Annotated in this window: 11 protein-coding genes and 2 pseudogenes; 4 read left to right on the top strand and 9 right to left on the bottom strand. The window is 69.3% G+C overall.

What is annotated here, in order from left to right:
• Together ACWCQ6_RS19135 and ACWCQ6_RS19130 are read right to left on the bottom strand one after the other, a co-directional pair.
• On the bottom strand, nt 1–2,218 hold a 2,218-nt coding region (locus ACWCQ6_RS19135), incomplete at its 3' end, for an AMP-binding protein (RefSeq protein ID WP_451090590.1).
• Between the two features lie 338 nt (nt 2,219–2,556).
• Nucleotides 2,557–2,841 (bottom strand): annotated as a pseudogene (locus tag ACWCQ6_RS19130) (transposase); the annotation flags it as partial.
• Nucleotides 2,842–2,954: 113 nt separating this feature from the next.
• Between ACWCQ6_RS19130 and ACWCQ6_RS19125 the strand changes: the two are divergent.
• Nucleotides 2,955–3,173 (top strand): annotated as a pseudogene (locus tag ACWCQ6_RS19125) (transposase); the annotation flags it as partial.
• A gap of 30 nt (nt 3,174–3,203) precedes the next feature.
• Here ACWCQ6_RS19125 and ACWCQ6_RS19120 read toward each other — a convergent pair.
• Nucleotides 3,204–3,851, bottom strand: coding sequence for a peroxiredoxin-like family protein (locus tag ACWCQ6_RS19120; protein WP_451090588.1), 648 nt, complete (start codon nt 3,849–3,851; stop codon nt 3,204–3,206).
• 774 nt (nt 3,852–4,625) lie between these two features.
• Between ACWCQ6_RS19120 and ACWCQ6_RS19115 the strand changes: the two genes are divergently transcribed.
• Nucleotides 4,626–4,790 (top strand): hypothetical protein, encoded by a 165-nt coding sequence (locus ACWCQ6_RS19115; protein WP_451090586.1) that lies wholly within the window; start codon nt 4,626–4,628, stop codon nt 4,788–4,790.
• Nucleotides 4,791–5,069: 279 nt separating this feature from the next.
• Here ACWCQ6_RS19115 and ACWCQ6_RS19110 read toward each other — a convergent pair whose 3' ends face one another.
• The 4 genes from ACWCQ6_RS19110 to ACWCQ6_RS19095 form a co-directional block, all read right to left on the bottom strand.
• Nucleotides 5,070–6,398: a class I SAM-dependent RNA methyltransferase gene (locus ACWCQ6_RS19110; protein WP_451090584.1), complete on the bottom strand. Its 1,329-nt coding sequence runs from the start codon at nt 6,396–6,398 to the stop codon at nt 5,070–5,072.
• Nucleotides 6,399–6,501: 103 nt separating this feature from the next.
• Nucleotides 6,502–8,550, bottom strand: a complete 2,049-nt coding sequence (locus ACWCQ6_RS19105) for an APC family permease (RefSeq protein WP_451090582.1) — start codon at nt 8,548–8,550, stop codon at nt 6,502–6,504.
• A 113-nt stretch (nt 8,551–8,663) separates the two neighbouring features.
• The gene (locus ACWCQ6_RS19100) at nt 8,664–9,713 is read right to left on the bottom strand and encodes a 1-aminocyclopropane-1-carboxylate deaminase (protein ID WP_451090580.1); all 1,050 of its coding nucleotides are present in this window, start codon (nt 9,711–9,713) and stop codon (nt 8,664–8,666) included.
• A gap of 138 nt (nt 9,714–9,851) precedes the next feature.
• On the bottom strand, nt 9,852–10,508 hold the full coding sequence (locus ACWCQ6_RS19095) for a GntR family transcriptional regulator (RefSeq protein WP_451090578.1): 657 nt from the start codon (nt 10,506–10,508) through the stop codon (nt 9,852–9,854).
• A gap of 263 nt (nt 10,509–10,771) precedes the next feature.
• Here ACWCQ6_RS19095 and ACWCQ6_RS19090 point away from each other — a divergent pair, with 263 nt between their 5' ends.
• Together ACWCQ6_RS19090 and ACWCQ6_RS19085 are read left to right on the top strand one after the other, a co-directional pair.
• Nucleotides 10,772–11,440 carry a potassium channel family protein gene (locus tag ACWCQ6_RS19090; RefSeq protein WP_189544836.1) on the top strand — a complete coding sequence of 223 codons (669 nt, stop codon included), beginning with the start codon at nt 10,772–10,774 and terminating at the stop codon, nt 11,438–11,440.
• On the top strand, nt 11,440–12,117 hold the full coding sequence (locus ACWCQ6_RS19085) for a potassium channel family protein (RefSeq protein WP_451090576.1): 678 nt from the start codon (nt 11,440–11,442) through the stop codon (nt 12,115–12,117). The genes ACWCQ6_RS19090 and ACWCQ6_RS19085 overlap by 1 nt, the downstream gene beginning before the upstream one ends.
• Nucleotides 12,118–12,236: 119 nt before the next feature.
• Here ACWCQ6_RS19085 and ACWCQ6_RS19080 read toward each other — a convergent pair whose 3' ends face one another.
• Both ACWCQ6_RS19080 and ACWCQ6_RS19075 read right to left on the bottom strand, forming a co-directional pair.
• The gene (locus ACWCQ6_RS19080; protein ID WP_451090574.1) at nt 12,237–13,004 is read right to left on the bottom strand and encodes a DUF3159 domain-containing protein; all 768 of its coding nucleotides are present in this window, start codon (nt 13,002–13,004) and stop codon (nt 12,237–12,239) included.
• A 3-nt stretch (nt 13,005–13,007) separates the two neighbouring features.
• Nucleotides 13,008–13,424 carry an OB-fold nucleic acid binding domain-containing protein gene (locus tag ACWCQ6_RS19075; protein ID WP_072485886.1) on the bottom strand — a complete coding sequence of 139 codons (417 nt, stop codon included), beginning with the start codon at nt 13,422–13,424 and terminating at the stop codon, nt 13,008–13,010.
• Nucleotides 13,425–13,470 lie beyond the last annotated feature (46 nt).

The following is a 13,470-nucleotide window of genomic DNA, read 5'->3' as shown; positions in this document are numbered from 1 at the left end:
GGACGAGCGCGCCACCGGTCGAGAGGGGGCCGAAGATGTCGTACACCGACAGGTCGAAGCCGAGCTGCGCCAGTCCGAGCACACGGTCGTCGGCGCACACCGAGAACCGGGCGTTGATGTCGTCGATGGTGTTGAGCGCGGCGGCGTGACTGATCATCACGCCCTTGGGGGTGCCGGTGGATCCCGAGGTGTAGATGACGTACGCGAGGTCGTCGGGCACCGCCCGGTGCCCGGGCGCGGAATGGTCCCCGGGCTCAACGGCAGCCAGGATGTCCACGGCGACCGCACGCGTGTCTGCCGGCAGATCGAGGGCGGGCAGCAGCGCAGACTGGGTCAGCACGAGATGTGCCTCGGCATCGGTCAGTACTGCGTTGCGGCGCAGCGCCGGCTGCGTAGTGTCCACGGGGAGGTAGGCGCGGTCGGCGAGCAGCACGCCGAGGACGGCGACGACCTGTTCCCAGCCCTTCTCCATCACGATGCCCACGCGCTGTCCCGTTTGGCCACCGGCGTCGCGAATGGCGTCTGCCACGGCCCTCGCCCTGCCCAGGAGTTCAGCGTAGGTGAGGCTTCGCGAGGGGGCGATCAGCGCGACCCGCTCGGGCGTGCGTTCCGCCTGCTCGACGACCGCGGTGTGCAGGAGCTGGTGGCGGCGCGGTGCAGTGGTGGCGTTGACGTCTGCCAACAGCTGCGTCTGCCGGGCAGGGAGGTCCAGTGGGTCGGTCTCCTGCCAGACGGCGGAGGCGTCGACCAGCCGCGTCACGAGATCGGCGAACGCGACGAACATGTTGTCGACCATGCCGTCGGGGAAGACGCCCTCGCGCACGTCCCAGTGAGCGAGGAGACCGCCGCCGTCCTCCATGACCTGGCAGTCGATCCAGACCTGCGGGGTCTGGGTGATGCCGTGGACCAGCTCGCCTCCGGGCATCAGCGAGGACCCGGTCGCGGCCCCCGCGGAGCCGCCGCTGACGGTGCTGGTGAAGGTCACCGGAAGCAGGGCCTCGGCCCGTCCGCGTCGGCGGGCCAGCTCCCGCAGCACCTCGACGCCCGAGCAGAGCCGGTGGTCCATGTCCTCCCAGAGGCGGGCCTGGACGGTCCGCATCCGGTCGACGAGCGTCGCCCCTTCCGTGAGGTCCACGGAAAGCAGGCTCGTGGAGCTGAAGTCGCCGATAACGCGCTCCATGTCGGGATGCAGCGGAAGCCGGTTCTGCATGGTGAGGCTGAGGGTGAAGCGGGGGTGGCGGCTCCAGCGGCCGACGGTCTCGACGAAGGCCTGCAGGAGGACAGCGGAGGCGGTCACGCCGGCTTCGATGGAGCGTCGGGTCAGGGTCTCCCACTGGGCAGGGGTCAGTCGCAGCCCGTGCCGGGTGAAGCGTCCCGGGGCGCTGAGCGAGTCCGTGCGCAGCGGCAGGTCGGGGGCGGCCGGCAGGTCGTCGATCTGGGACCACCAGTAGTCGCGGTCCCTCTGAAAGCGGTCGCCCTCGCGGACCCGGCCCGCGGCGAGGACGTAGTCGCGGAACGTGACGTCCAGGGCCTTGGGCTGGTCCGCGCCCGTACACAGGGCCGCCAGCTCGGCGAGCAGCAGCCGGATGCTGCTGTAGTCGCAGATCAGCAGGTCGACGGCAACGTGCAGGCGCATGGACTCGTCGGTCTCGGTGACGCGGACGTCGAACAGGGGCCACTGGTCGGTCTGTCGCACCTGGTGCGACATCTCACCCCGGATCGCCTCCAGGACACCCGTCCACACCTCGGCGGCGGCGCCGCGCAGGTCCTCGTGGCGGACGTCGTAGTGCGGGACGTCCGTGAGGACACGCTGGTACCCCTCGGCGGAGACCACGGCGCGCAGCATGGGGTGCCGCCGGATCAGCTCGTTCCACGCCTCTTCGATCCGCGCAGCGCCCCAGTGCGGGAGGGCGATCTCCAGGTAGCCGTGGCAGGCCACGCCACCGTAGTCGAAGGCCTCGCTCCGCCCGAGCAGGTACGCCGCCTGGACGTCGGTGAGCGGGAAGGGCTCGTGGGCCGACGCGGGGTCGGCGACGATCGCGGCCCCGTACTCCTCGGCGCGCAGAATGGCGAGGACGGCGTCGCGATGGGTTCGCAGCGTCTCCAGCCGATCCGGCGTCATCACCCCTTGGGGCGCGCGATAGCGGAGCTTCCCCTCCTCCTCGTGCATCGCCACTCCGGCCGCGTTCAGTTCGGCCACGAACTCCCCGACATTCATGACGGTTGCCCTTTCTTGCCCTTGTGCGCACGAATCAGCCACGCGAGGTTGGCAGCCTCTTGCATGAGCCCTGGCGAAGTTCTGGATGTTCGCTGCCGTGGTGGAGCTGTCCTCGACCCGCTCCAGGTTCTGTCGTCAAATGTCACGCTCACATCAGGAGTGATGCTATTGTGACGGCTTTTTCGTAGGACTGGCGGTCTTGTCGTACCGGGTGGCGATCCGCGCCCCTGCTTCAAGCGGTTGAAGCATCGTTCCACGACGTTGCGGTGCTTATATGCCTCCCGGTTGAAGGCCGGCGGGCGGCCTCCGTCGAACGTCCCGTCCGCGGCCCACCTGCGACCGGTCTCGTCGGTGACGAGAATGCTGCCGTCGGTGCCGAGGTGATCGGCGGCGTAGCCACGCAGGTCGTCGCGGACGGCATCGGCGTCCCAGCGGGCGTAGCGCAGCAGGCGCTGCATCGGCCCTGGCCGGGCCAGGCCGGCCTGTTCGGCCAGCTGCCGGCAGTTCTTCCGCTCGGCACTCGACAGCAACCCGAGCAAGTAGGCGCGGGCCGAGGCCCGGGGCTCAACCCGTCCGAACCGCCCGGCGATTCGGACATGGCCTGGTCGAACATTGCCCGCCAGCGGGCAGGGTCTACGCTATGGCCCGCGGCCACCGCACGATCTTCGTTTGTCCACACACCAACCGGTGATCACGCGGTGGCCGTACCCGTTCGCAGCCGGGTCCGCGACAAGATCGCGAAGGGATCCAGTGGGAGTACCTGCCGCAGGAGCTGGGCTTCGGTTCGGGCATGACGTGCTGGGGCCGGCTTGCGGCCTGGAACGAGGCTGGCGTCTGGGACCGGCTCCACCTTGTGCTGCTGGCAAAGCTGCGAGCGGCGAAACAGCTGGACTGGTCGCGGGCGGTGATCGACTCCTCCCACGTCCGGGCCGCTCGGCGAGGCCCAAAAGCGGGCCAACGGAGCCGGAAGGTCATATCGATCCGGTCAGGCGAGGGAGTCGAGGGCCGCGAGGATGTCGTAGGGTTCGGCGCGGGTGGCGTAGTCCGTGTTGACAAAGGCCCAACGGATGGTGCCGGCACGGTCGATGACGTACGTGGCCGGCAGAGGGAGCGTGCGTGGGTGGCCGCCGTTGACGCGCTGGAGGTCGAAGCCGAGCTCGTCGTAGACGGCGGCGAGGTCGTCGGGCAGATCGAAGGAGAGCCCGTACTGCTTCGCCGTGTCGGAGCCGATATCGCTGAGGACGTCGAAAGCGAGGGCGTGCATTTCGGTGAGGGACAGCGACTCGTCGGGGACCTGCGGCGAGACGGCCACCAGGCGGGCACCGCGCGTGGTGATGTCCGCGTGGTACTGCTGGAGGAAGCGCAGAGCGAGGTTGCAGTACGGGCACCAGGCACCGCGGTAGAAGGTCAGCACCACGGGCCCCGCGGCGAGCAGGACATCGAGGGAGACGATCCGTCCGGTCGCGGAGGGCAGAGCGAACCTGGGGGCCTGCACCCCGACCGTAAGGGCGCGGTCGGCCTGTCCCGAGGCGGCGAGCTCCGCACCGGCCCGGTCCATGATCGCCAGCATGTCGGCGGGAATCCACCGCCCGCGGGCCTCGAAAACTCCGCGCAGTTCCGCGTTAAAGGTCACGAGTTGGCTCCCTCCTGGTAGAAGGCAGGCGCAGCCACAGGACCCGACTTTGACGTCGCCCGTTGGATGGCCCGGGCTGTTTGCGGGGATCGCGGCGCCGCGCAGGCGGCCAGCCCACCTTTACGAGTGGTCCACTGCGTCACCACCGACGCAGGTTGGTGACTGCTCGCTGAGCCAAGTCGTGCCCACAGAGGTTTCCTGCATGCAGACGGCTCCCGGGGTGAACGACGAGTCGCTTCCACGTCCGAAGACGCCACCGGCATGAGCGGGCGCTGCCCTGCCCAGGCCGGCGAGCATGCGGACGCCGTAGTGATCTTCTTCATGACCGAGCAAACGATTCCAGGCAGGTCCGAGAAACGGACGATCAGCCACCTGAGCGAATCAAAGAGCAGGGCGATTCAACCCCATCGGACGATTCGTCCCGGCCCCTCCTGCGACACCGAGCGGCCGACACCTGCATCCCTGGCGACCACCACTGCCATTGCCATCACGCCGAAAAGCAAGGCAGTCCCAGCGTCGGCAACGACATCGCTCCACGAGACCGAACGGGTACCCATGAATGGGTGCGCAGCGTGCGAGCCGACAGGGCACGTCCTCATAACGGCATCCAGGGTCGTGAACTCCACCGAGGCTCCCCCCTCTCCAGCTTCTACTCCACATTCGGGGACAAGCAGGCGCTCTACCGGGCGAACCTGCGGCGCTACAAGATGCGTCAGCCCAACCCCCGTCTCAAAGGCTCGCCTAAGGGCTGTCCCGTAGGCCGGAGCCGCGGCATTGCAGCGCCGCCTTCCGCTATCCGAGGCATGGATCGACTGGGCGGCAGCCACCGTCGAGCGCCTCGATCCGCTGAGCACGTCACCCCGGCTGCCCGACATCCCCGAACCACGAGCCGACGACCTGAAGCCCTTCGTCGGGCACTGGAGCCCCTACGGCCCCTGACACGACATCCGCCCGACACTCGCCCCAGGGTCACGGAACGTCACGACCGAGAAGTGAAGGGGCGGGGCCGGCCAACCGCGCGGCAGTCGGCCTCATCGCCCCATCGCGGCGTTCACCTTCACTCAGGTGATCGCCCGTCCAGCAGCCTCAAACCATGCATGACGGCCCATCAGGCAATGCGCCGTTCATGCGTCAAACGTGCGTCACGTGCACCGAATATGCGTCAAGATATCGCATCCAACGCACGTAACGCCCATAACGCACACTCGGAACAGCAGGTCAGCGGCCCTTTTCAGCAGGCTCCAGAATCGCCACGCACTCCACGTGATGCGTCATCGGAAACAGATCGAACGCCCGCAACGTCCGCACCCGGTAGCCGCCGTCCCGGAAGTACGCCAGGTCGCGCGCGAGCGCCGCCGGGTCGCAGGCGACGTAGGCGATGCGGCGGGCGCCCAGGCCCGTCAGGTGCTTGACGACCTGCTTGCCGGCGCCCGCGCGGGGTGGGTCGAGGACGATCAGGTCGCACTCGGTGATGCCGGTGCGCGGGAGAATCTGGTCGACCTTGCCGTGTTCGATGCGGACCCGGTCCAGGTCCTTGAGGTTGTGGCGGGCGTCCTCGACGGCGCGCTTGCCGGACTCGATGCCGAGGACGGCGCCCTTTTCGCCGATGCGCTGGCCGATGGCGCCGGCGAACAGGCCGACGCCGCAGTAGAGATCGAGGGCCATGTCGTTCTTGCGGGGCAGGAGGCCCTGCATGACGGCGCGGACCAGGGTGTTGGCGGCCTGCGGGTGGACCTGCCAGAAGCCGCCGGAGCCGACGCGGTAGGTGCGGTCGTCGGCGCGCTCGCGGACGAAGGCGCGGCCGTGCACCCGGTGGACACCGCCGTCGCGCTCGTCGACGCGCATCACCGAGACGGGCTTGTCGAGCTCGACCAGGGGCAGCCGGCCGCCGGGCCTCGGGGTGAGGATGACCTGGCGGTCGTGGGAACCCGTGGCGGCGATGGCCTCCACCGTGGCCATGCCGGGCCACTCCCGCTTCTCGATGCCGAGTTCCGTGACACCGGGGGCCGCAATCAGGCAGCGTTCGACGGGCTCCACGTCGTGCGAGCGGTGCTTGCGCAGGCCGACCTTGCCGTCCTCGTCGATGGCGTACTGGACGCGGGTGCGCCAGGCGGGTACCTCACCCGCCGGGAGCTTGTCGCCCTCGGCCGGCATGACCGTGCCGTCCCAGCCCGCCTCCTCTGGAGTGAGGCCCGCGAGGCGCTGGAGCTGTTCGGCGATCACTTCGCCCTTGAGCCGGCGCTGGGCACCGGGCTTGGCGTGCTGCCAGTCGCAGCCGCCGCACTTGCCGGGGCCGGCATACGGGCAGGGCGCCTCGACGCGGTCCTTGGACGCCTCGATGATCCGGACCGCGTCGGCGCGCAGGAAGCGGGAGTCGCTCTCGCCGTCGGTGACCCTGGCGATCACTTTCTCGCCGGGGAGCGTGTGCCTTACGAAGAGGACCCGGCCCTCCGAGGTGCGGGCGATGCAGTGGCCGCCGTGTGCGACGGGGCCGACCTCGACCTCGTACTCCTCCCCGACCAGCGACGACGTGGGTTCGTTCTGCATGAGGGGGTGGCTCCAGAGATCAAGGGAAAAACGGCCGGACAACAACCCACGAGTCTACGTGGGTGTCGTCCGGCCGCTTACCACGAGCGTGCGCGCGGGGCGGTCAGATCTTGCCGCTGGGTTCCTTCGGCCTGCGCTCCACGGGGCCGCGGCGCACCGATCCCGGCGCGCTCCATTCGGCGCGCTTCCTGGCGCGCTTCTTGGCCGCCTCGGAGGACTCCAGCTGATACGGCACGGAGGTGACCATGACGCCCGGGGTGAAGAGCAGCCGCCCCTTGAGTCGCAGGGCGCTCTGGTTGTGGAGGAGGTGCTCGTACCAGTGGCCGACCACGTACTCCGGGATGTACACGCTCACGACGTCGCGCGGGCTCTCCCGGCGCAGGCCCTTCACGTAGTCGATGACCGGCCGGGTCACCTCGCGGTACGGGGAGTCGAGGATCTTCAGCGGGATGTCGATGCCGCGCCGCTCCCAATCGTCCTTGAGGGCCTTGGTCTCGGCCGGGTCGACGCTGATGGAGAGCGCCTCAAGCCGGTCGGAGCGGATCAGCTTGGCGTAGGCGAGGGCGCGCAGGGTGGGCCGGTGGAGCTTGGAGACCAGGACGATCGAGTGGACCCTGGAGGGCCGGATCGTCTCGTCGGACGGGGTTTCGTCGGCGGCGATCTCCTCGGCGACCCGGTCGTAGTGCCGGCGGATCGCGGTCATCGTCCCGTAGAAGATCACCATGCCGAGGAGCGCGACCCAGGCGCCGTGGGTGAACTTGGTCGCGAGCACGACGACGAGCACCAGCCCGGTGAAGAAGGCGCCGAAGGTGTTGATCGCACGGGAGCGCTTCATGTGGCGGCGCTTGGCCGGGTCCTTCTCCGTCGCCAGGTGGCGGTTCCAGTGCCGGACCATGCCGGTCTGGCTGAGGGTGAAGGAGACGAAGACACCGACGATGTAGAGCTGGATGAGCCGGGTCGAGTCCGCCCCGTAGATCCAGGTCAGCAGGATCGCCGCGCCCGCCAGCAGCACGATGCCGTTGGAGAAGGCGAGCCGGTCGCCGCGGGTGTGGAGCTGGCGGGGCAGGTAGCGGTCCTGGGCGAGGATCGAGCCGAGCAGCGGGAAGCCGTTGTACGCGGTGTTGGCGGCCAGGAAGAGAACGAGTGCGGTGGCCGCCGCGAGGGCGACGAAGAAGAACGTTCCCTCGCCGAAGACCGCGGCCGCGACCTGTGAGATCACCGGGTCCTGGACGTAGTCGGGGCCGACCGGGACACCGTTGTTGATCAGGTCCTCGGCCGGGTTCTCGGCCATCTTCACATCGGTGGCCATGGCCAGGGCGATGATGCCGCAGAACATGGTGACGGCCAGCAGGCCCATCATCGCGAGGGTGGTCGCGGCGTTCTTGCTCTTCGGCTTACGGAAGGCGGGGACGCCGTTGCTGATCGCCTCGACGCCGGTGAGGGCGGCACAGCCGGAGGAGAAGGCCCGCAGCAGCAGGAAGACCAGCGCGAAACCGGAGAGCCCCTCCTGCTCGGCCTTGATCTCGAAGCCCGAGGTCGGGGCGTGCATGGTGTCGCCGAGGACCAGCCCGCGGAACGCACCCCAGATGATCATGATGAAGACGCCGGCCACGAAGAGGTACGTGGGAATGGCGAAGAGCTTGCCGGACTCCTTGACGCCGCGCAGGTTCATCAGCGTCAGGAGCACGATGGCGGCGATCGCGCACATGGTCTTGTGCTCGACGACGAAGGGGATCGCGGACCCGAGGTTCTCCACACCGGAGGAGATCGACACGGCGACGGTCAGCACGTAGTCGACCAGCAGCGCACTGGCCACGGTCAGCCCGGCCTTGGGGCCGAGGTTGGTGGTGGCGACCTCGTAGTCGCCACCACCGCTCGGATAGGCGTGCACGTTCTGCCGGTACGAGGCGACGACCGTGAACATCAGGACCACGACGGCGAGCGCGATCCAGGGGCTGAAGTTGTACGCCGACACGCCCGCGACGGAGAGCACCAGGAGAACTTCTCCCGGTGCATAGGCCACCGAGGACAGCGGGTCGGATGCGAAGACAGGAAGTGCGATGCGCTTTGGGAGGAGCGTTTCTCCCAGCTTGTCGCTGCGCAGCGCCCGTCCGATCAGAATCCGTTTGGGCAGGTCGGTCAGTTTGGACACGCAGAGGATCGTAAGCGTTCCGTATGGAAGCCGCAGACGCACCACCCCTGTGGCCTTGCAATCTCCTGCGCTCGGCCGAAAAAGCCACGAAATCCTTAACGAAATCCTTGCACTCAGGCGTCCGCGAAAAGGGCGCTGTAACCATTCAATGCGGGCTGGCCGCCGAGATGTGCGTAAAGGACGGTGGATTCGCGGGCGATCTCACCGCGGGCCACGAGGTCGGCCATTCCCGCCATCGATTTCCCCTCGTACACCGGGTCGGTGACCATGCCCTCGGTACGGGCGGCGAGCCGCATCGCGTCGAGGGTCGTGTCGTCGGGGATGCCGTAGATGCCCGCGTGGTAGCGCTCGTCGAGTTCGATGTCGTCCACGGTGAGCTCCCGGCGCACCCCGATGAGCCGTGCGGTGCCGGCCGCGATGCGGGCGATCTGCTCGCGGGTACGGGCGGGCTCGGCGGAGGCGTCGATGCCCAGGACGCGCCGCGGGCGGGCGCCCGCCTCCTCCAGCGCGGCGAAGCCCGCGACCATGCCTGCCTGGGTGGAGCCGGTCACCGAGCAGACCACCACGGTGTCGAAGAACACGCCGAGCGCACGTTCCTGCTCGGCGACCTCGTACGCCCAGTTCGCGAAGCCGAGCCCGCCCAGCGGGTGGTCGGACGCACCTGCGGGGATGGCGTACGGCTTGCCACCGCCCTCCTCCACCTCGCGCAGCGCCTGCTCCCAGCTCTCCTTGACGCCGATACCGAACCCGGCGCGCACCAGGCGGACGTCGGCACCGGCCAGGCGGCTGATCAGGATGTTGCCGACCTTGTCGTAGACGGCGTCGGGCCACTCGACCCAGCTCTCCTGGACGAGTACGCACCGCAGACCGGCGCGGGCGGCGACCGCCGCGACCTGGCGGGTGTGGTTGGACTGGACTCCGCCGATGGACACGAGGGTGTCGCAGCCGTTCGCGAGGGCGTCGGCGACGAGGTATTCGAGCTTGCGGGTCTTGTTGCCGCCGTAGGCGATGCCCGAGTTGCAGTCCTCCCGCTTGGCCCAGACGGCGGCGCCGCCGAGGTGCTCGGTGAGCCGGTCGAGCCGGTGCACGGGCGAGGGGCCGAAGAGGAGGGGGTAGCGGTCGTAGAAGGAGAGGGACGGGGAGGCGGACGGGGTGGTGGTCATGCGGGCTCCCTGGCTCGGTGGTGCGGCGGGGTGGTGATGCGGCGGGGTGCGGAGCGGGGGTGACATGGCGGGGTCCGGAGAGCGGGATGCTGAGTGCGCAGGGGGGGTGATACGGCGGACCGGCATCGGGACGTCGGGCTACTCGGGCGATTCGTCGGCGAGCTCTTCGAGCGCGCGCCAGATCTCGGCGGTGATCCGGGCCGCGGCTTCGGCATCGCGTCCCGCGCACGCCTCGATCAGCCGCTCGTGCAGCTCCGCCGAGCCGTGCGCGGAGCCGGCCGTGCCGAACTGCCGCCACTCCAGGCGTCGGATCAAGGGGGTGTAGCGCTCGACGGTGGCGGCCACGGCGCGGTTGCTGCAGGCGGTGACGAGGATGTCGTGGAGTTGGTCGTCGGCGCGCAGCGCGTCCGCCACGTCGCCGCGGCCGGTCGCCGCCCGGAACCGGTCGTTGGCTGCGTGCATCGCGGTGACGTCCGCGTCCGTGAGGCGGGGCACGGCGGTCCTGGCGGCCAGTTCCTGCATGGCCCGTACCACGGCCGCCGCGTCCCGGACGTCGCGCGGCACCAGCCGGGTCACCCGGGTGTAGCTCTGCGGCTTGGACTCGACGAGGCCCTCGCCGGAGAGCCGGGACAGCGCGTCGCGCACCGGGGCCCGGGAGAGTCCGAGGCGTTCGGCGAGGTCGGCGTCGCGGACCGGAGCACCGGGCGGGAGGTCGCCTCGGACGATGGCGTCGCGGATCGCCTCGTAGGCGGTGTCCCGCAGCAGGGTCCGTCGGACGGGGCGCAAGGTCTCCATGAACTGACATGTTAGATGTCTGTGCGCTTCGTACTCAAGGGTCCGTCCGTCGGCGGCCGCGAGCGGCGGGCCTGCGGCGGCCACCGGGCGGGGCACGGCGAAAGCGCACTCGGATGAGGCTTCGCACTCCGGGCCGCTTAAGCTCATCCTGGGCAACGGGACAGACCGTTGCCCCGTTGTTTGCCCGGCAAGCTGAGAAAGAAGTGTGAGCAGGGTGTTTTCGCAGGTCAGCCGGACGATCAGGACTGCGAGGTAGGCGCAAGGTGCACATCGTCATCATGGGCTGCGGGCGAGTAGGAGCCGCTCTCGCGCAGACCCTGGAGCAGCAGGGGCACACGGTCGCCGTCATCGACCGGGACCCGACGGCGTTCCGTCGCCTCGGGTCCGGATTCGGCGGACGGCGCGTCACGGGTGTCGGCTTCGACCAGGACACCCTCCGCGAGGCGGGTATCGAGGAGGCCGGGGCGTTCGCCGCGGTGAGCAGCGGCGACAACTCGAACATCATCGCCGCCCGGGTGGCCCGCGAGATGTTCGGCATCGAGAATGTCGCGGCGCGGATCTACGACCCCCGGCGGGCCGAGGTCTATCAGCGTCTCGGCATCCCCACGGTCGCCACCGTGCGCTGGACCGCGGACCAGATGCTGCGGCGGCTGCTGCCTTCGGGCGCCGAGCCGCTGTGGCGGGATCCGAGCGGCGGCGTGCAGCTCGCGGAGGTGCACACCACCCCCTCCTGGATCGGCCACAAGATCAGCACCCTGCAGGAGGAGACGGGCGTGCGCGTGGCGTTCCTCACCCGGTTGGGCGAAGCCATCCTGCCCACCTCGCAGACGGTGCTGCAGGAGGGCGACCTGGTCCACGTGATGATGCGTACGGACGAGATCGCGAAGGTCGAGGCGGCCTTCGCCGAGGGGCCTGAGGAGGGCGGTCACTGATGCGTGTCGCGATTGCCGGGGCCGGTGCGGTGGGCCGTTCCATCGCGGGCGAGCTGCTGGAGAACGGGCACGAGGTGCTGCTCGTCGACAAGGCGCCGACCGCCATCTCGGTGGAGCGGGTGCCGATGGCCGAGTGGCTGCTGGCGGACGCCTGCGAGATCACCTCGCTCGACGAGGCGGCGCTCCAGCGCTGCAACGTCGTGATCGCCGCGACCGGCGACGACAAGGTCAACCTCGTCGTGTCGCTGCTCGCCAAGACCGAGTACGGCGTGCCGAGGGTGGTAGCCCGGGTCAACAACCCGAAGAACGAATGGCTGTTCAACGAGGCCTGGGGCGTCGATGTGGCGGTCTCGACGCCGCGTCTGATGTCGGCCCTGGTCGAGGAGGCGGTGAGCGTCGGCGATCTGGTCCGGCTGCTGCGCTTCAGCCACGGCGATGCCAACCTGGTCGAGCTGACGCTGCCGCCGGAGTCGGCGCTGGCCGGCACCCGGGTCGGCGAGGTGGCCTGGCCCGAGGACACCTCGCTGGTCACCATCATCCGGGGGCAGCGGGTGCTGACGCCGAGCACCGAGGAAACCCTGGAGGCCGGTGACGAGTTGTTGTTCGTGGCCGCGCAGGCACGCGAGGAGCAGTTGGAGGACCTGCTGTCGGTGCGCCGGGGCGAAGCGGACGACTGACCGGCCGGCACGGACGGCACGGACGCGAGAAGGGACCGGAACCGTATGAAACGGTTCCGGTCCCTTCCGTATGTCCGGCGAGCGTATGCCCGGCGAGCGCGGTTCTCTGAACTCGCGGCTCAGAACTCCTGCTTGCGCGCGGCCGCGGCGGCCGCCGCGGCGGCCTTGCGCTCCTTCTCGGCCTGCTCCTCGGCCTCCATCTCGGCGAAGACATCGATGGGCGGCGGCGCCTTGGCGAGGAAGACCCAGGTCAGATAGACCGCGAGCAGGAACGGGGGGATCTTCAGAGCGACCAGGACCCAGCCGAACTCGGCGGGGTCGGCCCACCAGTACAGCGGGAAGAGGATCGCGCACTTGCCGAGCAGGATCAGTCCCCAGGCGTAACTGGCTTTGGCGTACGCCTTCTTGCGGCCGGGGTTCCTGGTGCGCCAGGAGAGGTTCTCCTTGAACACCGGCCCCAGCATCAGACCGATCAGCGGCACCCCGGCGAGGGTGGTGATCAGGTAGGCGAGGGCCAGGCCGAGCGTGTAGAGCATGCCCGGCAGATAGAAGTCCTTGGCATTGCCCGTCATCATCGCGAAGACCACACCGAAGGCCACACCGAAGACACCGCTGAAGGCGTGCTTGACGGTGTCCCTCCGGATCAGCCGCACGGCGACGAGGAGCAGCGACACCACCAGGGCCGCGATGGCCGAGAGGTGGAGATCCTTGTTGATCGTGAAGATGGTGACGAACAGCAGCCCGGGGAGGACTGTCTCCACCATGCCCCGGGCGCCGCCGAACGCCTCGAAGAGCGCGGCCTCGGTCACCGCCTGCGCATCGGTCGACTGCTGGTCGGTGCGGGTGGTGGGGTCCGTGTCGGACGTCGGCTTGTCGAGAGACGTCACCGGCTACTCCTTGCCGAGCGGTCGGAGTTCATATTTGGGGTTGAACAGCACCCGGCGCCCGTGGCTCATGGCGATCCGGCCCGAGGCGATGAGCTTGCGGCCCGGTTCTATGCCCACGATGGAGCGGCGGCCCAGCCAGACGACGTCGAGCGGCGCGGTGCCGTCGAAGAGCTCGGCCTCCAGTGCGGGCACTCCGGCGCGCGGCCGCAGGGTGACGGTCCGCAAGGTACCAGTCACCTTCACGATCTGGCGGTCGGTGCATTCGGAGATCCGCGTGCAACCCGAGGCCTGCGCGTCCTCCTGCAGCTCCTCGGACTCGAGGTCCTCCTGGGAGCTGGACAGCCGGTCGAGCATCCGCCGGAAGCGGCCCGACGGCTTCTCCGCCTTGCCTGGCTTGTCGGATCGAGGAACAGCACTCATACCCGAAGGGTACCGGTCCCTGCTGCTCCGGGCGGGTGCCCCCGGT

The organism is Streptomyces sp. NPDC001880 (assembly GCF_053594575.1).
This window is presented reverse-complemented; position numbering and strand designations above follow the sequence as displayed.

Bases quoted from the DNA above. Each gene is read 5' to 3' on its own strand.
- ACWCQ6_RS19100 (WP_451090580.1), bottom strand. From the start codon at position 9,713: ATGACCACCACCCCGTCCGCCTCCCCGTCCCTCTCCTTCTACGACCGC.
- ACWCQ6_RS19095 (WP_451090578.1), bottom strand. From the start codon at position 10,508: ATGGAGACCTTGCGCCCCGTCCGACGGACCCTGCTGCGGGACACCGCC.
- ACWCQ6_RS19110 (WP_451090584.1), bottom strand. From the start codon at position 6,398: ATGCAGAACGAACCCACGTCGTCGCTGGTCGGGGAGGAGTACGAGGTC.
- ACWCQ6_RS19085 (WP_451090576.1), top strand. From the start codon at position 11,440: ATGCGTGTCGCGATTGCCGGGGCCGGTGCGGTGGGCCGTTCCATCGCG.
- ACWCQ6_RS19075 (WP_072485886.1), bottom strand. From the start codon at position 13,424: ATGAGTGCTGTTCCTCGATCCGACAAGCCAGGCAAGGCGGAGAAGCCG.